The organism is Arthrobacter sp. Ha26 (assembly GCF_059091705.1).
Window position 1 is genome coordinate 439,201 of the sequence record NZ_JBNHGX010000001.1, and the last position, 19,565, is coordinate 458,765.

General features: G+C 66.8%; 18 protein-coding genes. 6 read left to right on the forward strand and 12 right to left on the reverse strand.

Annotated elements, in window-relative coordinates:
- The first annotated feature begins 39 nt into the window (after positions 1-39).
- On the forward strand, positions 40-228 hold the full coding sequence (locus tag AC5RVY_RS02065; protein ID WP_493953031.1) for a hypothetical protein: 189 nt from the start codon (positions 40-42) through the stop codon (positions 226-228).
- Between the two features lie 74 nt (positions 229-302).
- Here AC5RVY_RS02065 and menD read toward each other — a convergent pair whose 3' ends face one another.
- From menD to AC5RVY_RS02100, 7 genes are all read right to left on the reverse strand, one after another.
- Entirely contained in the window at positions 303-1,952 is a 1,650-nt protein-coding gene (menD, locus tag AC5RVY_RS02070) for a 2-succinyl-5-enolpyruvyl-6-hydroxy-3-cyclohexene-1-carboxylic-acid synthase (protein ID WP_493953681.1), read from the reverse strand.
- Positions 1,953-2,180: 228 nt separating this feature from the next.
- Positions 2,181-4,256, reverse strand: coding sequence for a PhoX family protein (locus AC5RVY_RS02075; RefSeq protein WP_493953032.1), 2,076 nt, complete (start codon positions 4,254-4,256; stop codon positions 2,181-2,183).
- 200 nt (positions 4,257-4,456) lie between these two features.
- Positions 4,457-5,458, reverse strand: a complete 1,002-nt coding sequence (locus tag AC5RVY_RS02080; protein WP_493953033.1) for an o-succinylbenzoate synthase — start codon at positions 5,456-5,458, stop codon at positions 4,457-4,459.
- 60 nt (positions 5,459-5,518) lie between these two features.
- Positions 5,519-6,535 (reverse strand): magnesium and cobalt transport protein CorA, encoded by a 1,017-nt coding sequence (locus AC5RVY_RS02085; protein ID WP_493953034.1) that lies wholly within the window; start codon positions 6,533-6,535, stop codon positions 5,519-5,521.
- Positions 6,532-7,017: a GbsR/MarR family transcriptional regulator gene (locus AC5RVY_RS02090; protein WP_493953035.1), complete on the reverse strand. Its 486-nt coding sequence runs from the start codon at positions 7,015-7,017 to the stop codon at positions 6,532-6,534. The genes AC5RVY_RS02085 and AC5RVY_RS02090 overlap by 4 nt, the downstream gene beginning before the upstream one ends.
- Positions 7,014-8,741, reverse strand: coding sequence for an ABC transporter permease (locus AC5RVY_RS02095; RefSeq protein WP_493953036.1), 1,728 nt, complete (start codon positions 8,739-8,741; stop codon positions 7,014-7,016). Before AC5RVY_RS02095 ends, AC5RVY_RS02090 begins: the two co-directional genes overlap by 4 nt.
- Positions 8,635-9,633, reverse strand: coding sequence for an ABC transporter ATP-binding protein (locus AC5RVY_RS02100; protein WP_493953682.1), 999 nt, complete (start codon positions 9,631-9,633; stop codon positions 8,635-8,637). The genes AC5RVY_RS02095 and AC5RVY_RS02100 overlap by 107 nt, the downstream gene beginning before the upstream one ends.
- Before the next feature lie 138 nt (positions 9,634-9,771).
- Between AC5RVY_RS02100 and AC5RVY_RS02105 the strand changes: the two genes are divergently transcribed.
- Entirely contained in the window at positions 9,772-10,953 is a 1,182-nt protein-coding gene (locus tag AC5RVY_RS02105) for an MFS transporter (RefSeq protein ID WP_493953037.1), read from the forward strand.
- Between the two features lie 94 nt (positions 10,954-11,047).
- Positions 11,048-11,953 (forward strand): phosphatase PAP2 family protein, encoded by a 906-nt coding sequence (locus AC5RVY_RS02110; protein WP_493953038.1) that lies wholly within the window; start codon positions 11,048-11,050, stop codon positions 11,951-11,953.
- Here the strand turns inward: AC5RVY_RS02110 and AC5RVY_RS02115 are convergent.
- From AC5RVY_RS02115 to AC5RVY_RS02125, 3 genes are all read right to left on the reverse strand, one after another.
- Positions 11,950-13,728: an N-acetylglutaminylglutamine amidotransferase gene (locus tag AC5RVY_RS02115; RefSeq protein ID WP_493953039.1), complete on the reverse strand. Its 1,779-nt coding sequence runs from the start codon at positions 13,726-13,728 to the stop codon at positions 11,950-11,952. The genes AC5RVY_RS02110 and AC5RVY_RS02115 overlap by 4 nt on opposite strands.
- 418 nt (positions 13,729-14,146) lie before the next feature.
- Positions 14,147-14,965: a gamma-glutamyl-gamma-aminobutyrate hydrolase family protein gene (locus AC5RVY_RS02120; protein ID WP_493953040.1), complete on the reverse strand. Its 819-nt coding sequence runs from the start codon at positions 14,963-14,965 to the stop codon at positions 14,147-14,149.
- Positions 14,966-15,074: 109 nt separating this feature from the next.
- Positions 15,075-15,875, reverse strand: coding sequence for a carbon-nitrogen hydrolase family protein (locus tag AC5RVY_RS02125; RefSeq protein ID WP_493953041.1), 801 nt, complete (start codon positions 15,873-15,875; stop codon positions 15,075-15,077).
- 244 nt (positions 15,876-16,119) lie between these two features.
- Here AC5RVY_RS02125 and AC5RVY_RS02130 point away from each other — a divergent pair, with 244 nt between their 5' ends.
- The 3 genes from AC5RVY_RS02130 (at position 16,120) to AC5RVY_RS02140 (ending at position 17,884) form a co-directional block, all read left to right on the forward strand.
- Positions 16,120-16,704, forward strand: a complete 585-nt coding sequence (locus tag AC5RVY_RS02130) for a TasA family protein (RefSeq protein ID WP_493953042.1) — start codon at positions 16,120-16,122, stop codon at positions 16,702-16,704.
- Positions 16,705-16,788: 84 nt separating this feature from the next.
- Complete coding sequence (locus AC5RVY_RS02135; protein WP_493953043.1) at positions 16,789-17,445, forward strand: signal peptidase I; 657 nt, start codon at positions 16,789-16,791, stop codon at positions 17,443-17,445.
- A gap of 7 nt (positions 17,446-17,452) precedes the next feature.
- Positions 17,453-17,884, forward strand: coding sequence for a SipW-dependent-type signal peptide-containing protein (locus tag AC5RVY_RS02140; RefSeq protein WP_493953044.1), 432 nt, complete (start codon positions 17,453-17,455; stop codon positions 17,882-17,884).
- Here AC5RVY_RS02140 and AC5RVY_RS02145 read toward each other — a convergent pair.
- Together AC5RVY_RS02145 and AC5RVY_RS02150 are read right to left on the reverse strand one after the other, a co-directional pair.
- Complete coding sequence (locus AC5RVY_RS02145) at positions 17,881-18,780, reverse strand: LssY C-terminal domain-containing protein (RefSeq protein ID WP_493953045.1); 900 nt, start codon at positions 18,778-18,780, stop codon at positions 17,881-17,883. The genes AC5RVY_RS02140 and AC5RVY_RS02145 overlap by 4 nt on opposite strands.
- Positions 18,781-18,859: 79 nt before the next feature.
- Positions 18,860-19,561 (reverse strand): esterase/lipase family protein, encoded by a 702-nt coding sequence (locus tag AC5RVY_RS02150; RefSeq protein WP_493953046.1) that lies wholly within the window; start codon positions 19,559-19,561, stop codon positions 18,860-18,862.
- Between the last annotated feature and the right edge of the window lie 4 nt (positions 19,562-19,565).

Genomic DNA, 19,565 nt, shown 5'->3' on the forward strand with positions numbered 1-19,565 from the left:
CTGGCGCTGCCGGAATATCGGTAGCGCCAGGGCATTTGCGTGTCACGGGTGCTTTCGCGCGTCGCCACCATGAGTCCGCGCCGGCAGCAGCTGGGCATCGCCAGGGAAACGGGGCTCGGGGGTGAAATCCTTCGACAGGACGACACCGACTGGACGCGCGATGTCCTGATCCGGGATCCGCAGGGAGCAACGTTCAGCGCCAGCCAGTTCACGCCCCCTGCAGGCTGAAACGCGAAACCCGGCTTCAGGGCAGTGCGGGCTTCGGGGCAGCACGGACCTTTGGGGCAAACTGGACGATGGACCTATCCGGCCAGGACTCCGGCCACCGCCGCAGCCACCGCTTCCTTGATCCTGGCATGCAGGGCGCGCAGGCCGCTGCGGTCCGTGCGGACTTCGATAATGGTGCGGCCCTCCACCGGCCGGGCGAGCGCTTCGGTCAGGGCCGCCGTCGTACCCACCGCGCTATGCCCGACGCCGTACGCTGCAGCAAGTGCAGCAAGGTCCACTGTGTGCGGGGTGCCGAAGAGGCGTTCGACGGCGTCACCATACGTTCCAGCCTCCCGCACCGCGCCGTGTTCCAGCAGGTCGAAGATGGCCCCGCCGCTATCGTTGAGGACCACGATCCGAAGCTGCGGCTCCTCCTCCCCCGCCCCGATCAGCAGGCCCCCGGCGTCGTGCAGGAAGGTGACGTCGCCCAGGAGGACAGTGGTCTCCTGCCGGCTGCCGAGCGCGATGCCTGTCGCGGTGGAGATGGTGCCGTCGATTCCCGCCAGGCCACGGTTGGCATAAACGGTGGCGGCGGGTTCAGGGGCGGGCAGGCCGGCCAGGTCCACGTCCCGGATGCCGTTCGAGGAGCCGAGCATCAGTTGCCCGCGCGCATGCTGCCAGACGAGCGCCCCCACGGACGGGCCGGTGGCCGGTGCATTTTCGCCCAGCACGAGGTCCAGTGCATGCTGTGCAGCGGAGCCCGCGAGCAGCCAGGTATCAAGCCAGTCGCCCGGCCCTCGGCCGGCAAAATCAGCGAGGTCGGCGAGGTTCTCCAGCGGCAGTTCGGTGCGCCGGCCGGGCTCGTACCAGGCCACGGGAACCGGCTGGTACAAGGCCGACGGCACGTCTGCCCTGGCCAGGAGTGCGGCAACCGGCCGGGACAGCGTGGGGCGGCCGAACAGCACCACGCGTTCGATGGACTGTGTCTTACCCGGCCCGAAGTGCTCCAGCAGCAACCGGTACGGTCCCACGGCGTTGGGACCGAACCGGGCATTCGAGGAGGGCTCGGCGAGCAGCGGCAGTCCATGGGCCCGGGCGAACGCCTCGGCGAGGGGACCGGCATCGTGCCCAGCCAGGACCACGGTCCGGCGCTCGGGCAGGTCCGCCGACGCCGGCGGCAGGTTCATCATCAGCGGCTCAGTGCCGATGCGGTAGCGCTGCCGGTCAGCCGTCTCAGGCAGCCCCTCTTCCGGTGACGGGACCAGCGGATCACGGAACGCGAGGTTGAGCTGCACCGGGCCCGGCGCGAGGTCCGGGAACGCGCCGGTGGCGGCCGAAAGTCCGGTCTGCACCGCCCTTTTCGGGTCTGATCCGGCAGGGATGTCGACGGCGAAGCGCACCTGGTCGCCGAAGATGTCCGGCTGGATGGTGGTCTGGTTGGCGCCGGTTCCGCGGAGCTCGTCCGGCCGGTCCGCGGAGAGGACGATCAGCGGAACAGCCGCGTGGTTGGCCTCCATCACCGCGGGCAGCAGGTTTCCGACGGCGGTCCCGGAGGTGGTGAGCACGGCGGCTGGCGAGCCGGTGGACAGGGCCAGGCCCAGTGCCGTGAATCCTGCGGAACGTTCGTCGATCCGGACCAGAAGCTCCACCAGGCCCTGCGCCGATGCCTCTGCGAGCGCATATGCCATGGGGGCGGACCGGGAACCCGGAGCGACCACCACGTGCTGCACGCCGCCGTCGAGCATTGCCTCTACGGCGATCCGGGCAGCCGCCAACGCACTCAGCAACGGTGCGGTGCCTGACGGAGCTGCGTCGGAAGTGTGGGAGGCGTCAGGGGCAGGTTCATTCAGCGAAGTCACCAAACCAGTCTGCCACCCTGCAACGCCCCATCACCCATGCGTTGCCCTATCACTTATCGTTCCCAAACCCGGGTTTTAGGGACCGTAGGTGATAGGGCAACGGGTGGGCTGGGACTACGCGTCCGCGCGGAGCACCTGGATGACGGCCGGGCGGGGTGCGCGCACCTGGCCTGCTGCCGGGGTGGCGCCTGCCGCAACATAATCCGGGAAGTAGGACAGTGGCGCTTCGAAGGTGCCGTCCTCACCCGGGTGCTGCACCGCCACGAACACGGTGCGCTCCTGGTCGTGGATGACCGGGCCGCACGTTTCGGCGTCGCGCGGCACTGCCAGGAACTGCTCCACCTTGCCGCGTTCGGGGCCCTCAAGCATGACCTTGAACAGACCGTCGGCCTTGCCGATACCGGAGGGGGCGCCGTCGGTGGAGATCCAGAGGTTGCCCACGGAGTCGAACGCGACGTTGTCCGGGCAGGATATGGGCGAGACCTTGTCCGCCGGGAAGCCGGAGAAGTAGGTGACGTCGCCCTGCGCGGGATCGCCGCAAACCATGAGCAGGTTCCAGCTGAAGGTGGTGGAGGCCTGGTCACCCGTTTCGGTGATCTCCACTATGTGGCCGTCGCGGTTCTGGTTGCGCGGGTTGACCTCGTTGGCGCCCTCGTTGGTGCCCACGCCGCGGTTGGAATTGTTGGTGCAGGCCACGTAGACCTTTCCCGTGTGCAGGCTGGGCTGCACGTCCTCGCACCGATCCATCTTGGTGGGGCCAACTTTATCGGCGGCCAGGCGGGTGTACACCAGGACCTCTTCCACGGACATGCCGGGGACCGTGGAGGCACCGTTCACCACGAGGGGCAGCCACTCGCCGATGCCGTCGAAGGCACCGTCGGACGGAACAACCCCGGTTCCGGTGATCTCGGCATCGGGCGAGTTGCCCGTGAACCTGGCCACGTAAAGGTTGCCGGCGGAGAGGAGGGTCATATTGTGCGCCCGGTCGCCCTCGCGGTACTTGTGCTTGGATACGAACTTGTAGAGGTAGTCGAAGCGCTCGTCATCACCCATGTAGGCCACCACGTGTCCGGACTCGGCCACGATCACGTTGGCGCCCTCGTGCTTGAAGCGGCCCAGCGCGGAGTGCTTCTTGGGCGTGGAGGCGGGATCGAACGGGTCAACTTCCACGATCCAGCCGAACCGGTTGGCTTCGTTCTCGTAGCCCTTGTTGCGGGTATCCCAGCGGGGATCGTCCAGCTCCCACTGGCGGGCCGTTGCCTTGGACGTCAGGCCGTAGCGCTTGTCCGCGGCGGAGGTGCCGGGCGCCACGAAGTAGCCGTTGAAGTTCTCCTCGCCCGAAAGGATGGTGCCCCAGGGGGTGGTGCCGCCGGCGCAGTTGCCCAGGGTGCCTTTGATGGCGCGGCCGGTCGGGTCCGCCACGGTCTTCACCAGGGACGAGCCTGCGGCCGGGCCGGTCAGTTCGTACACCGTGCTGTTCAGGTAGCGGCGGTTCAGTTCCGCGCCCTTCACGTAGGTCCACGGCTTGGTGGTGTTCCTGCGCTCCAGTTCCACTACCGAAAGGCCGTGGGCGGCTGCACCCACAGCACGCACCTGGTCCGCCGGCATGGTGGGCGGGAACATGATGTTCTCGTTGGTGTATTCGTGGTTGGAGAACAGCACTGCGCGCCGGCCCTTGCTGCCCGGAATCTCCAGGATGTCGGTGTAGTCGTTGTTGTAGCCGAACTGCTTCTCCTGCGCTGCGGCCGTCTGGCTGTTCACGTCGAAGTCCGGCGCGTCGTTGAAGATGGGGTCACCCCAGCGGATGACCGGCTGCCAGGTGAAGCCCTCCGGTACGGTGACGGCGTCAACGACGGCATCCACCGGAGCGATCGGCGTGAACTGGAGCTTGGACTTGCCGAAACCTTCCTTGGCGGCCTTGGAAAGACCCGCGGCCGTGGCCGGTTCGGCAGAGGTAACAGCACTGCCGAGGACGACGGCGAGGGCACCGGCGGCGCCGAAGCCCAGGGCGGCGCGGCGGGACATGGTGGCGGAGGCGATGTCGCGGAAGTAGCTGTTGGAGCTGGTGTTGCAGACGTCGCCGGCGCAGGCGTTGTCGCATTTAAGCGCGCAGGTCACGGGGCTGCGCTTGCCCTTGGTGTGGCCGAGCATCGGCAGCAGGGTGAACTTGCGGGCAGTCGTTTCAGACATGGGGGCCTTCCAAAAAATTGATGCGGTCCGCCCACCCTCCCAGCCGGTCCCTACGCGCAGTAGTCAGCAGGGTGAAGTTCCGGTGAACCGCCGGTGACCTGCAGGAATGTGCGACAGCGTCGCAGGATAGGGCACATCAAGTGATGGAGCGTCGCAGGATAGGGCACATCAAGTGATGGAGCGTCCGGGCTGGGAAGGCGTCAGGCGGCGAGGAGGGCGTGGACGCGGCGGAGCCGGGCCAGCCACCAGTCGCGGCGTTCCGGCGAAGCCGCATACCGCTCCAGCAGCCCGGGATCGGCGGCGACGTCGCGGAGGCGGATGGCGCCGTCGTCGGCCACTAAAGGATCCGTGGTGACGTCGGATTCGAACAGGGACACCGTTCCCAGCCCGCACGCGTAGGGCAATTCGGGCAGCGCAGCGGCCAGGGCAAGGCCGGCGCGGATCCCCACAGAGGTGTCCAGCGCTGAACTGACTACGGCGGGCAACCCGGCCTGCGCCACGATCTCCAAGGCGCGCCGCACTCCCCCGAGCGGCGCCACCTTGACCACGATCAGGTCCGCCGCCCCTGCCCGCGCCACCTTGAGGGGGTCGGACTCCTTGCGGACGCTCTCATCAGCCGCCACCAGTACAGGGGTTCCGGCTGTCCCCAGGGCACGTCGGACCTCCGCCAGCCCCTCGATGGTGGGAACGGGCTGCTCAGCATATTCGAGCCCGACGCCGGCCAGCCGGGTAAGCGCCTCGATGGCAGCGGGGACATCCCAGCCTCCGTTCGCGTCCACGCGAATGGCGGCGTCCGGGAAGGCGGAGCGCACGGCGGCGACGCGGGCGGCGTCGTCGTCCAGCGTCTGGCCCTGCTCGGCGACCTTCACCTTGACGGCGTCCACCCGGCCAAAGCGGGCAAGAACCTCCGGCACCCGCTCGGCTGGAACGGCGGGGACGGTGGCGTTAACCGGAACCACCTGCCGTAACGGAACCGGAAACCCTTGCCAGCCCGCCTCCACGGCGGAGGCCAGCCAACGGGAGGCTTCGGCGTCGCCGTACTCGGGGAAGGGGCAGAATTCACCCCAACCGGCGGGACCGCGCAGCAGCAGGGACTCGCGCTCCATGATGCCCCGGAACCTCACCCGCATGGGAAGGCTGACCACGTATGCGCCTGCCAGCAACTCGTCCAATGGGGGAAATTGGGAATCGCGGGCAGGCATGGCTTCACTGTACCGGCGCCGCCGTGCCCGAAGTCCGGACGGCCGCGGCTATGTGGACAACTAAATCCACTTGTTGTGCCGGAACGTCCAGTAGAGCACCAGCCCCATGGCAACCATCAGGCCCAGCGCGAACGGGTAGCCGAACACCCAGTCCAGCTCCGGCATCGAGCGGAAGTTCATGCCGTAGATCGTCCCCACCAGCGTCGGGGCGAAAAGGATGGCCGCCCAGGATGAGATCCGTTTGACCTGCTCGCTCTGGGCAAAGCTGGATTCGGTAAGGCGGCGCATCTCGTCATTCTGCCGCTGGGCCACGAGGGCTGCGTTGACTGCGAGCGCGTTCTGCAGCAGCGCCCGGAACGATGCCACGCGTTCGTTGAGCCGCAGGACGTGGTCCAGCACGTCACGGAAGTGGTCCTGGAGTTCGGGGTCCGGCACCCGTTCCGGCGTCCCGGCCGTCAGGCCCTGCAGGATGCCCACAAGTGGGCTCGTGGCGCGCTGGAACGTGATGACCTGGCGGGACAGTTCGTAGATCCGGCGGGACACGTCCGGGTCGGCGCCGAAAAGATCGTCCTCGATCTCGTCGATGTCATTCTCGAGCCCGGCTGCCACCGGCTCATACTCGTCCACCACCTGGTCCAGGATGCCGTAGAGGACGGCATCCGGGCCCAGCGCGAGGAACTCCGGCATGCCTTCCATCCGCCGCCGGACCCTGGCGAGGTCCGGGGATTCTGCATGCCGGACGGTGACCACATAGTCCTGCCCCACAAAGACGTGGATCTCGCCGAAGTCCACTTGTTCGACGTCGTCCAGGTAGCGGGCGGGACGCAGCACCAGGAACACGCATTCGCCGTAGTGCTCCAGCTTGGCCCGCTGGTGCCCGGCGAGGGCGTCCTCCACGGCAAGGGGATTGAGGTCGAATTCCTCCGCCACGGACTGCAGTTCCTCCGCGTCCGGCCGGTAGAGCCCGATCCAGGCCATCCCCTCACGCTGGCGCAGGATGAAGTAGGTTTCGTCCAGGCTCCCGGGGTCCTGCGTGCGCAGCCCGTTAACGTACACCGCATTGTCCACGATGGTCACGGCCCCGCCTCCTCGAGCGCGTTGTTGCGTTCCTTCTCCCAGTCGTCCAGCAGCGCGGGCATCCGGCTGTTGAGGAAGCGGTAGAACCGTGCCATCTCCGCCACCCGTGCCCGCGCGGCGGATCCGGCAGGCAACGTCTCAGCAGTCGCGTCGGTCAATGCCGCGAGTTTTTCGTAGACAGGGCTGTTCCGCATCGACACCACGTACCACTCGTCATCGTGCAGGGCGTAGAGGTCCCGGCGGCTGCCTGGCTGCGAGATCCGCTGCACGAAGCCCACGGTCTGGAGGTAACGGACGGCGTTGGAAACCGCTGCCGCGCTTGCGCCGAGGCGTTCGGCGAGCCCGGCAGCGGTGAGGCATCCCTGCTCGGAGGAAACGAGGGCAAGCAGTGCACGGGCCGGCATCTTCGGAAACCCCGCCGCCGCAAAGGCCGCGGCCGTCCGTTCCGCGGCCGCGGTGACCTCGGCATCCCCGGGACTCATGCGGTGCCCACCTCGCGCCGGCGCATGGCGGCGATGGCTGCTGCGGCGGTGACGACGGCGATGGCCAGCATCCACCAGGCGCCGCTCCAGTCGGTGGCGCCGTTGGGGACGGGGGCGTGGGAGAACGGGGACAGATCGCGGATGTTCTGGTCGAGCCCCACCATTCCGCCGAAAATGCCGAGCACGACGCCGAGCCCCAGGAACACCCAGCCGAGGCCGATGGTGGCCGAGGGCCAGAGAACAAATACGAGCGCGGGGACCGCGAGGTAGATCAAGGCGGCGGGCACTTGTGCCGCGGCGGTCTCCCAGATCGTGGCGGCATCCATGGAGGTGTCCCCCGAACCCGACAGCGTGGCCCAGGCCCCGAGTCCTGCCAGGATCATGACCAGCACCACGGCGGCCGTTCCCAGGGCGAGGTAGCTGGCCAGCCACCGTGTCCGCCCCACCGGTGCGGCGAGCAGGAGCTCGGCTGTTCCGGCCGCTTCCTCCTGCCGCATCCGGATCACCGCCTGCAGGGCGCAGGTGGCCGCCAGGATGCTGGCCATGGTAAACAGCACCGAGACCATGAGCTGGGTCAGGGACGTCCCCTGTGATTGGAGGATCGCCCGCAGCGCCGCGGTGACGTTGCTGTCGGCAAGGTCGACGGCGGAAATCGCCTTACCCAGCGAGCCGGCAAGGAGCCCGGCAGCAAGCCCGCCCAAACCCCAGCCGATGATCGATCCGGCCTGGAGCCGCAGCGCCAGGGCGGCAGGACTGTTCAGGCCGGGCCGCGCGGTGGTCCGTGCGGGGCGGGAACCCCAGATGCTGTCACCGCTGTCCCGCACGCCCAGGAGGAGCCCGGACACCGTGAGGGATAAGGCCGCGAGGGCAAGGGGCAACAGAAGTGGCCAGGCGCGGTTTCCGGTGAAGGCGAAGGTCTGCTGTCCCCAGCCGATCGGGGACAGCCAACTGGCCGCTCCCTCCGTCATCACCGTCCCGTCGCCGCCCGGCGTCCCCGTGGCATCCCCGATCCCGCGAAGGACGTAGGCAAGGACCACAAAGGTGGACGCGAGGCCGTTGGCCCCGCGGGAAGTACCAATGAACTGCGACACGAGGAATCCCACTCCGAGGAAGGCAATGCCGACGGCGCCCGTAGCGGCTCCGGCTACCAAGGAGCCTTCCGGGTCCAGGCCCTGGCCCGCGAACCCGGCAAAGACGGCGAGCGCTACCAGGACGTTGGCGGTGATGCCATGCAGGCAGGTGGCCATCGCGGGGGTGAGGCGGCCGGCAGAGGTGGCGGCCACGAGTTCGGCGCTGCCGGTTTCCTCCTCGGCGCGGGAGTGGCGCACCGCCAGGAAGGTGCTCATCAGGCCGGCCAGCAGGGCCAGGAAAGCGTAGATCTGGAAGAACGTGAAAGCCCCCTGGTCGGCGCCGCGGGGCAGGCCGCGCAGCATCAGGATCGCGGGGGTCGCGGTCGCTATCTGGAGGATCTCGGCGCGGTTGGCCTGGTCGCCGTACGTCTGGTGGATGGCGGCGGCGGAGAACATTGCCAGTGCCCCGATTCCGCCAACCCAGATCACCAGCTGCCAACGGTCACGCCGCAGGCGCTGGCCCCAGAGAACCCGGAGGACGCCCACGTCAGCCACGGCCCCGCGCGCCCAGCAGATGCCGCCGGCGCCCATGTTCGCCGTCGGGTGCGGCGGCGTGCCTACTGCCAGCCGCGTCTGTTCCCGCCGAAGCGTCACCGTAATGCCGCAGGAACAGCTCCTCCAGGGACGGCGGCGTGATGGTCAGGCCCTGCACGTTCAGGGCGCCCAGCTCGGGAAGCACCTCGGCTATCCGGTCAGCGTCGGCACCAAACCGGACCCTGCCGCCGTCGGCCGTCACATCATGCACGCCGGCCAATTTCGCCAGCGCGCTGGCATCCACGCCGTCCGCCGCGAAGGACACCTCGGTGCGGGTGAGGTGGCGCAGCGAGTCCAGCGTCCCGCCGTCCACGATCCTGCCCGCGCGGATGATGCTCACGCGGTGGCACAGCACCTCCACCTCGGAGAGGATGTGGCTGGAGAGCAGCACCGTGGAACCGCGTTCGACGACGGCGAGCGTCTCGCGCCGGAAGACCGCCTCCATGAGCGGGTCAAGTCCGCTCGTGGGCTCGTCGAAGAGGTAGAGCTCGGCGTCCGTCGCGAGCGCCGCGATCAGCGCCACCTTCTGCCGGTTGCCCTTGGAGTAGGTCCGGCCCTTCTTGCCGGGGTCGAAGTCGAAGGCATCGCAGAGCCGGTCTTTGCGCTGCTCGAAGGCCGGACGGTCAGCGGTACCGCCGCGCAGGCGTGAGAGGAGGTCGATGGTCTCGCCGCCGGAAAGGTTGGGCCAGAGCCGCACATCGCCCGGAACGTAGGCCAGCCGGCGGTGCAGTTCCACCGCCTGCGTCCACGGGTCCAGGCCCAGGACCGTAGCCCTTCCGGAGGTGGCCTTGGCCAGGCCCAACAGGATTCGGAGGGTGGTGGACTTGCCGGCGCCGTTGGGCCCGAGGAAGCCGTGGATTTCCCCGCGGTGGACCTCGAGGTCCAGGCCGTCCAGGGCCCTGACCTGACCGAAATGCTTATGCAAACCAATGGTCTTGATGATGGTCTCCATACTTCGCAGAGTACTCATATTCAGAGTTTTGTGAAGACTGAAAATGTCCGGCCGCTTACTCAAGGGCGGGGAGAAATCCGGGATACTCCAGGCGCTGGCGGTACGCTCCCATGACGTGCAGCGGCTACACTCGCCGATGTGACCGCCTCCGGCCCCGGCCTTGCCACCCGCCCATCCTCCGCCCCGCTGTACGCGGCGGGATTCGTCACGGCGTTTGGGGCCCACAGCATCGCGGCTGGCCTGGGCGCCCAAAGCGACAACATCGGCCTGACGCTGCTCAACCTGGGCATCCTCCTGGCGCTGTACGACATCTCGGAGGTATTCCTCAAACCCGTTTTCGGCGCCCTCAGTGACCGGGTGGGCCCCAAACCGGTGATCATCGGCGGGTTGTTTGCCTTCGCGGCGCTGTCCCTGATCGGACTCTGGGCGGACCAGCCGTTGATGCTCGCGCTCGCCCGGCTGGGGCAGGGCGCGGCGGCGTCGGCATTCTCCCCGGCGTCCTCGTCCATGGTGGCCAGGCTTGCCCGCGGCGGCAAAGCCGGCACCTACTTCGGCCGGTACGGATCCTGGAAGAGCCTCGGCTACATCATCGGGCCACTGCTCGGGGCCGGACTCATCATGGTGGGCGGGTTCCCCCTGTTGTTCGGGACCCTGTCAGCGCTGGCCGCAGCCACGGCGGTGTGGGTCATGGTGGCTGTGCCGCACCTCGAACCCCTCCCCCGCCAGCGGTACACCGTGATGGATCTTGCCCGGCAGGTGGGCGAACGCAGGTTCCTGGTGCCCACGCTGGTGCTGGCAGCGTCCACGGCTGCGCTTGGCGCCGCCGTCGGCTTCCTTCCCGCGCTGGCCACCCGGCACGGGCTCGGGGCCTTGGCCGGCACGGCTGCCGTGAGTCTCCTCGCCGCCGGTTCGGTACTCGTCCAGCCATGGATGGGGCGGATGCGGGACAGCCAGCGTGTCACGGACAACAGGGGCACGACGGCGGGACTGCTGTTGATTGCCGCGGGCGTCGGACTGCTGGCATTTGCCCCGGGGGTGGTCACCATTTTCCTTGCCGCGGCAGTGATCGGTGCCGGCATCGGTGCTGTCACCCCGCTCGGGTTCGCCCATCTGGCGGATACCACGCCCCCGGAGCGGATGGGGCGCACCATGGGCTCGGCCGAACTCGGCCGGGAACTGGGCGACGCCGGCGGGCCGCTGCTGGTGGGCGGCGTTGCCACCTTGTTTGCCCTGCCGTTCGGGTTGGGCGCCCTGGCAGTACTCGTTGCAGCGGCGAGCATCCCGCGGCTGGACCCGGTCAAACCCTCCCTGCCCGGCTGACTCGCATTAGCGTCTTGCAGACCCGTTGTGAGGACTCTAAACGCAAGTCACACGGTTGCGGCGGGCTCCCAGCTTTCTGTGCCACCCTTAACCAGTGACGATCTCGCGGCATGCATCCCCCAGGACATCCAGCAGGCCCGCTCCGGGCTCGGGATTCCTGTTTGTGCTGGCCACGATGGCCTGCATTGCGGGCCTGTTCGCCACGTACCACTACTTTGTCCAGACCACCACTGGCCAGTTCATTGACGAATCCGCCCTCGTCGAAGCCGTCGACATCCACGGGCCGGCAGGAAAGGCGAGCACCAAGTTCCTGGACCTGCTGCCCACCATCTCCCTGGTGATGGCCGCCGTCGTGGTCCTGTTCGTCACGGTGATCCGCAGGCACTGGACCGAAGCCGGCATCGCGGTTGCTGCGTGCGTTGGCGCCAATATTGCCACCCAGGTGCTGAAGGATCTATTGCCGGCGCGTCCGGACAAGGGCGTGGTGACGCTGGAACTGAACTCGCTGCCGTCCGGTCACACCACGCTGGCGGCGTCGGCGGCGGCCGCGGTGTTCCTGATGGCCTCACCGCGCTGGCGGCCGATGGCGGGTTTCGTGGGCGGAACATTCGCCATCGCCTCCGGAGTGTCCACGCTGATCAACCAGTGGCACCGGCCCGCCGATGTGGTCGCGGCCTTCCTGCTGGTGGGCGCCTTCATGATTCCGGCGGGCTGGCTGATTATCCGGCGCGGAACATGGAACGCGTGGGAGGGCTTCGGCGCCCATGTGGGGTCAGCCAGGATCTGGCTGACCCTGCCGGTGGTGATCGGGCTGGCGTCGGCGGTGGTGGCCGTGTATTCGCTGATCCGGATCGCACCGAGCCCGTGGCAGGAAACCAGCACCACCAACTATTTCTGGGCCGGGATCTCGCTGATCGTCATTGCCGGGTACCTGGCCACCGTAGCCACCACGGCCCTCTTCGCCTATGCCGCACGACGGCGGGACTCACCCAGGGGCTAGCCCACCCCGTGGTGCTGGAGCCACATTTCCAGCAGCGCCAGCTGCCAGAGCACGTTGCTGTTCACGGGCGTCCGCTCCATGTTGGGGTTGGCCAGGAGTCCGTCGACGTACGCAGGCTGGAAGAGCCCCCGCTGTTTGGCCGCCGGGGTGTGGAGTGCCTCGCGGACCATGGTGATGAAGGGTTCTTCCAAATGCCGGAGGGCCGGGACGGGGAAGTATCCCTTGGGCCGGTCCACCACGGCGGCGGGAAGGAGTTGGCGGCCCAGGTCCTTCAGTATCCCCTTCCCGCCCTGGGACGCCTTGAGCTCCGGCGGGCAGGCGGCGGCGAGTTCCACCAGTTCATGGTCCAGGAACGGGACCCGGGCTTCGATGCCCCACGCCATGCTCATGTTGTCCAGCCGCTTGACGGGATCGTCCACCATCAGCAGGTGGGTGTCCAGCCGCAGTACCGCATCCAGGGCTGTCTCTGCTCCCGGGGCGTCGAGGTTGGCGGCGAGGACCCTGCTGCTCACATCGGAACCGCAGTACCACTCGGGTTCCAGGATGTTGAGGAGCTCCGCATGGCTGTGGTCCACAAAACTTGAGGTAAAGGCCCCCAGCGCATCGGTACGTGCCACAGTGGCTAATGGCTGGTGGTACCCGTACCCGCCGAACACCTCATCGGCACCCTGGCCGCACTGCACCACCTTCAGGTGCTCGGCCACGGTCCGGGACAGCAGGTGGAACGCGGTGACGTCATGGCTGGCCATGGGTTCGGACATCGCCCCCACGGCCCCGTCGATGGAGGGAGCGAACTCGGAGGTGCTGATATGCAGCTGTTCATGCCGCGTCCCAAACTCACGTGCCACCAGGTTCGAGAAAGCGAACTCATTCCCGGAGTCACCGCCGGCACCGTCGAACCCGATGCTGAACGTGGACAGGCCGTGCTGTCCCTCTTCGGCGAGCAGCGCAACCAGGAGGCTGGAATCCAGTCCCCCGGACAGAAGGACGCCCACGGGCACGTCGGCCACCATCCGGCGTCGTACTGCTGTACGGAGCGAGTCGCGGACCGCGTCGTGCCAGTCCGAGGCGGACCACCCGCGGTGCTCGTCCTTCCGCGTGTAGGAAGGCTTCCAGTATTCGCGGTCGTGCCAGCTGCCGTCCGGGCGGATGGTCCTGATGGTGGCGGCCGGCAGCTTCTGAACCCCGCGAAGAATGCTGCGCGGCGCCGGAACGATCGAGTGCCAGCTCAGGTAATGGTGCAGGGCCACCTCGTCGACCGAGGTATCGATCCCGCCGGAGGCCACCAGTGCGGGCAAGCTGGACGCGAAGCGCAACCTGCCGTGCAGGTGGGAAACGTACACCGGCTTGATGCCCAGCCGGTCCCGGACCAGGAGGACTTCGTACCGCTGCGGATCGTACAGCGCGATGGCGAACATCCCCACCAGGTGGTGGACGAAATCATCGCCCCACTTCCGGTAGGCCTTCAGGATGACCTCGGTGTCACTCGTGGACCGGAAGGTAAACTCGGGTTCGAGTTCGTGGCGCAGTTCCTTGTAGTTGTAGATGCAGCCGTTGAATGTGACGGCCAGGCCGCCGTCGTCCACCATGGGCTGCGCCCCCGCCTCGGAGAGGTCGATGATGCTGAGCCGCTGATGCCCCAGTGCAACCCAGCCCGCCTCCCACGTTCCCCGCCCGTCCGGTCCCCGCGACGTCATTGCCCCCATGATTTTCAGGACCGCCTCCTGGGAGGCGTGTCTTCCGTTGAAGGCGATTTCGCCGGCTATGCCGCACATGCTGGTGTCCCTCGTTCCTCGCTGTTTACTGCAATCGGTTTGGCGCTTCGCGGACCACCAGCGGCGGTTTCGTTGGAGCGCGCCGGGTGGGCAGTGGGACGACGGGCGGGCAGGAAGTGGCCATTTCGGCGGCACTTCGGCCCCGGGTTACCTCGTCCGGGGCCTGTAACCCCCTGTTGCCGAAGATGGAGACGCCGATCATGACAAGCGCGGACAGCAAGGGCATCTCTACGGAAACCGGCCATCTGTACTCCCTGGAATCGAACCCATGAAGCGTTGGCTTAACCTCAGTGTCTACAACATACTAAGCATGCTTATTTATTGTCGGCAAGCCTTAACGCAAAGAACCGCCCCGGGAAGCAGGCGCTTTGGCGCTGTTCCCGCGGCGGTTCCTTAACCCTTGAGGGGAGCTTCTGTCCTACCCGGGTGTGGGGCCTGCCAGGCTGGCATTGATCCCTGCGGAAACGGTGGACGGCGTTGTGGCCGGCAGGAGCCGGGACAGGAACTTCCCGCGGGCTGCTTCCACAAAACCGCGGAACAGGCCGAAGTCCTCGGGCAGTTCCTCCGGGTGCCACTGGATGCCCATGGTGAACGTGCAGGCCGGGTACTCGATGGCTTCCACCACCTGGTCTTCGCTCCAAGCGGCCGCGATAAGGCCCTCCCCGAGCTTGTCCACGGCCTGGTGGTGGGACACAGGCACGGGTCCGGGGTTCGCGCCGATCAGTTGCTCCAGGCGGGAACCGGGCCTGATTTCCACCGGGATGCGGTTGAACGTGTAGCCGCCGGGCTGGTACTGGCCGTTGCCGATGACGTCCGGCAGGTGTTGGTGGAGGCTGCCGCCGAGCGTCACATTCAGCAGCTGCTCGCCGCGGCAAATGCACAACAACGGGACGTCCTGGCGGATGGCCTCCCTAATGAGGGCCTGCTCCCAGGCGTCACGTACAGGATGGGGCGCATCCGTCGCGGTGTGTGCCTCCTGGCCGTAGAGGGCGGGATTCACGTCCCAGCCGCCGGGAACCACCAGGCCATCGAGCCTGCTGACAAGCACTTCAACCATGCCTGCCATCACGGGCTGCGGCGGCAGGAGGATGGGCATACCGCCCGCCGCGATGATGGGGTTCAAGTACGTCTCGGGAAGGAAAGCCGCCCTGACCGTGCCGCAACCCTCGGTACCTGCCTGCTCCAGGTACGTGGTGAGTCCGATGACAGGTTTCATCGCGGCGTCGGTGGTGTGCACTGTGGTCCCTCCAGGAAGATCTGACTGCCTCCAATTTTATGGCCGCGGGAGGGCCGGAATGTTTCGTCAGTGTCAATTCCCCGTGTCAAGACGATCACACTTTCGCGGCTCATTCCCCGTCCATCGGAACCACCCGGAAACGGCGGTTCCGGAGGGAGGGAACGCGCGTCCGGACAGCTGCGATACGTTCCGGTTCCAGCTCCGCAAAAACAAGGCCGGGGGCTTCGCCGGCGCTGGCGATCACCACCCCGAAAGGATCCACCACCACAGAGTAGGCCGTGGCCAGCGGCCCGCACTGGTTCGCCGTCACCACGTAGGACGTATTCTCGATGGCCCTGGCACGCACCAGGGTGCTGAAGTGGTCCTCTTTGCCCGGGCCAACGATCCACATGGCGGGCAGCAGCAGGACGTTCGCCCCGGCGTCCACCAGGTACCGGGCGCTCTCCGGGAACCTTAGGTCGTAGCAGGTGAGCATGCCCAGGCGCAGCTGCCCGTAGGAGAGGAGCGCCGGCAGGTCAATGGCGCCCTGGCTGGTGCCCTCACTTTCCCGGTACCCGAAGGCATCGTAGAGATGCACTTTGCGGTACGTGCCCTGGACAGCACCTTCGGCGTCGAGCGCCACCAGGGTGTTGAAGGGAAGGCCGCCGGGATTCGCCTCGGTGGTTCCCACCACCACCGGCAGGTGAAGGCCCCGGGCCACTGCGGCGATACCGCTGATGAAAGGGCCGTCCAGCGGCTCCGCCACGCCCGCTAAGACGGTGGAGGGCTCGGCGCTTGCGTAGAGGCTGGACTCGGGAAGCACCAGCAGATCCGCATTGCGCAAAGCCGCAGCTTCCATCAGCCTGGAGATCTGCTGCAGGTTCCCTTTGGGGTCCCTGCCGGCGCTGAACTGCCCGGCGGCGATTCTCATGTCAGCCCTCCTGCCACGGCAAACGGCCCCCTCACCAAAGACTGGCACAGCCGGGTCCGCGGGAACAGACCCGGCCGCCCCGTCCTGCGCAAACGCCGATGAACTTTTGACCCAACCTTGAGTCATTACCCCGGTGTAATTTGAGCGAGCTCCACGAAGCTATTCCTATCGGAGCCGCAGAGGCTCACAAGGTCTCAGCGGAACACCGCACAACACTTTTTAGGGGCACACCATGGGCATCAGCATGAAAAGCACTTCAGGCAAGATCCTGGCTTCCGTCGCACTGGTCGGCACTGCTGCCGCCGTCGCCGGCCTGGGGACCTACGGCGCCTTCACGTCCACCACAAACGCGAGCCAGGAAGTAAAGGCCGGCACGGTGGTCATCGAACTGGGCGGAACCGTGAACACACTCAGCACCGCTGTTTCCGGCATGCTCCCCGGCGATTCTGTCGAGAAGTTTGTCACGCTGAGCAACAACGGCGACTCGGACTTCAACGCCGTTACCCTGACAACCACCGCCACCGTAGCCTCCCTGCTCACGTCGGATGTCCAAAACGGCCTTCAGTTCACGGTTGAGTCCTGCAGCACCGACTGGGTGACAGTCGCGAATGGGCCGGACACGTGCGCGGGCTCCAAAACCCTGGTGGCCAGCGCTCCCATCCTCGGAACCAGGGTTCTCGCCGCTCCGGCTTCCCTTACCGCCACCAAGTCCGACCGCTTGAAGATCACCACCTCGCTGCCCACCGGCGCCACAGACTCCTTCCAGGGCCTCACCAGCACCGTGAATTTCAAGTTCGACGCTACGCAGCGCACAGGCACCGTCAAGTAGCCCTCTAGTCTCCTGGCGGCGTTATGAAGCGGCGCCGCCAGGAAACCTTTCCCGCACCCCGTCTCCCCTAAGGGCCGTACCGCCATGAGCACACTGACTGATGTCCCTGCATCCAGCGCTGCAAATGCCCCCGAGCCGTCCCGGCGTCGCAACACCCCCCAACGCGATGCCGGGACTTCGGCGGAGACACTGAGCACAAAATCCAGCGGCCTGAAGACCGCAGTCCGCAAAACGGTCAATATCCTGAGCAGCCTGCTGGTCGTCTTCGCTGTAGCAGGCTTTTTCTTCCTTGCCGTCGGTCCCCGCCTCATGGGCTACCAGACGTCAACCATGCTGACCGCATCCATGGCTCCCCTGATCAACCCGGGCGATGTTGTGGTGACCGTACCTGCGCCCGTTGCGGACATCCGGGTAGGCGACGTCATCACGTACCACATCCCCGTGGAGGATCAGCGCGTCGAGACCCACCGGGTTGCCGAACTCCTGGCAAACGCTGACGGTTCGATAGCGGTGCGCACCAAGGGGGACGCCAATGACGGCGTGGACCCTTGGATCGCCAGCTTCAAAGGTTCGATGGTGGACAAGCAGATCCTCACCATCCCCTTCGCGGGCCAGGCCATCCGCACCCTGCGCCAGCCGCTCGTCCTGAACACCCTGATGTACGGCGCTCCCGCGGTCCTGGTTGTCGGGCTGCTGGCATCGATCTGGCGCAAAGACCCTGAACCGGCATCCAATGGCTAGGCATCACATGAGGAGCGGGACCGCCACAACGCTCGGCATCGTCGTCTTCATCTTCCTCGTTACTTCGCTTTGCCCCTCGGCGAACGCTGCCTTTGCCGGGGGTGCCTTGTCACAGACGAGTCTCTCCACGGCAAAGCTTGAGGCACCCGCAAGGCAGCCTACGAATGTCACTATCAACTGCGGACTTGTCAGCGCCACCATCACCGTTAAAAACTATGGCCGCGTGGCCTTTGCCAACTACCACGAGCTGACCATTTACAACGGGGAGAGTACAACGCCGGTATTCACCGGGGACCTGAGTCAAAAGTCGGGCCAGGCGTACACAACCCTGTCACTGCTGTCAGGTGGCTGGCGTGCTGAGATCCGCGGCAAATACCTGGTCCCGGGAACAGCGAACATCTGGACAGGGCCGCCATTTTCGCAAACTCTTAAGTGCTAGTTCCCGGCCTTACGCAGCCGGTCCGGCGGGTGCAGGTCGATGATGGGCAGATGCCCGTCGGTGCGGATGGCGTCACCGCCGCCGTTGCGGTGATGGTAGCCGCTGTAGTAGTTCAGGATGATGTGGATCGATTCCACGGCGTTGGCCGAGCGGAGCGTGTCGATGATGAAGTCGCGTTCCTCATCGGTGCGGTCGGCGATTTTGTGCGTGATCTGGAACGTGAACAGGGACAGCCCCACGCTTCGGTCGTAGGTGCCGGCTCCCACCCAGTCCACCGCCAGGCCCCCGGGCAGCCGCCACCCGGGCGGGCATTTCCAGAACCGCACGTGGTGGCGTTTCCGGGGATTCCCGTCGATTTCGCGCTGGAACGCGAGGTCCTGTTTGTTGCCGAAGACGTAGAGCGAACTCACCGGGGCCGCCGGGTAGCTGCGCCCCAGGAGTGTGGAGGTGAGCGTGTGCCAGGCAGTGGCAGGGGTAATGGGATCGGCCTCCACCCAGCCCGCCGTCAGCATGGCCTGCCGCAGCTCTTCCCTGGGCCCCACCACGGCGAGGTTAACCGGATCGCCCAGGACGCCGTCGCCCGTCCTTGTCCGGCCGATGAAGTAGTCCGGGATGTACAGGCTGCTCAGGATCTTGTGGACGCGCGGCAGCAGGGCGTACGCCAGGATCAGCCAGACCGGCAGGAACACCCACGCCTGCTCGGGGCCGCGGGCCAGCCGGGCGAGCAGGAAGTAGAAGACGGCCCAGCCCACGGCAATGGTCACCAGCAGGTAGAGCAGCCGCTGCAGGACCGCCAGGACGGTGGCCCACCTGCTTTGCCTGCGGACCGCCGGGCTGCTGGAACGTGAGTGGTCCGGCTCTTCCGGAACAGCCCGCTGGTCGCCAGTGGACGTCACGGCGGTTCTCCTTTCGATGGCTCACCAACATGAACAAGCCTAAAAGGTTCGCCGGAGGTCCCTGGCCTACCGTTCCGGGCTACATCGGAAGGCTGAGCTGCTCCACGATGATCCGCGCCGTCTCCGGGTCGCCCAGGATGCGAAAGTGCCCGGCGGTGGGCAGCTCGATGTTGGTGGCCCCCGGCAGGACGCTGCCCTCGGGAATGTGCGGGTCAAACGGCCCGTAGATGGATGTGATCCGGCTGTTGATGGTCTCCTCGCGGGCCAGCTGGAGCGTCAGGGCGTTGCTCGGCGAAAAGATGCGCAGGCTGGGCAGCAGCATGTACTTGGCGTAGCGGGACCCGGAAAACGGGGTGCACACGGCCACCATGCGCTCGATCCGGTGTTCAGGGTCCAGGTTCAGCATGGCGTACTTCCCGATCAGCCCGCCCTTGCTGTGAGCCACGATGACAGCGTCGCGCAGGCCCGCCTCCTCCAGGTGCTGCGCCACCATACGGGCGGCGGCCGGAACGTCCAGCTTGTTCCGCTGGAGCACCGTGACCACGTGGACGGGGTGGCCAGCGTCGTGGATGGACCGGATCAGCGGCATCATGAACTGCCAGTTTTCATAGACGCCGGGAATGATCAGCACGGGATTGCGGTGGCCCTTGTGGAAGGAGCCCGGCTGCACCCTGGATACGGCGCCCTGGACCTGGCAGGCTGCGGCATAGGCATAGTCTTGCAGCCACCAGGCGGCCTTCTGCAGCGGACTGGTGCGGGCGGACGTCCGCGTTTCACTCATCTGT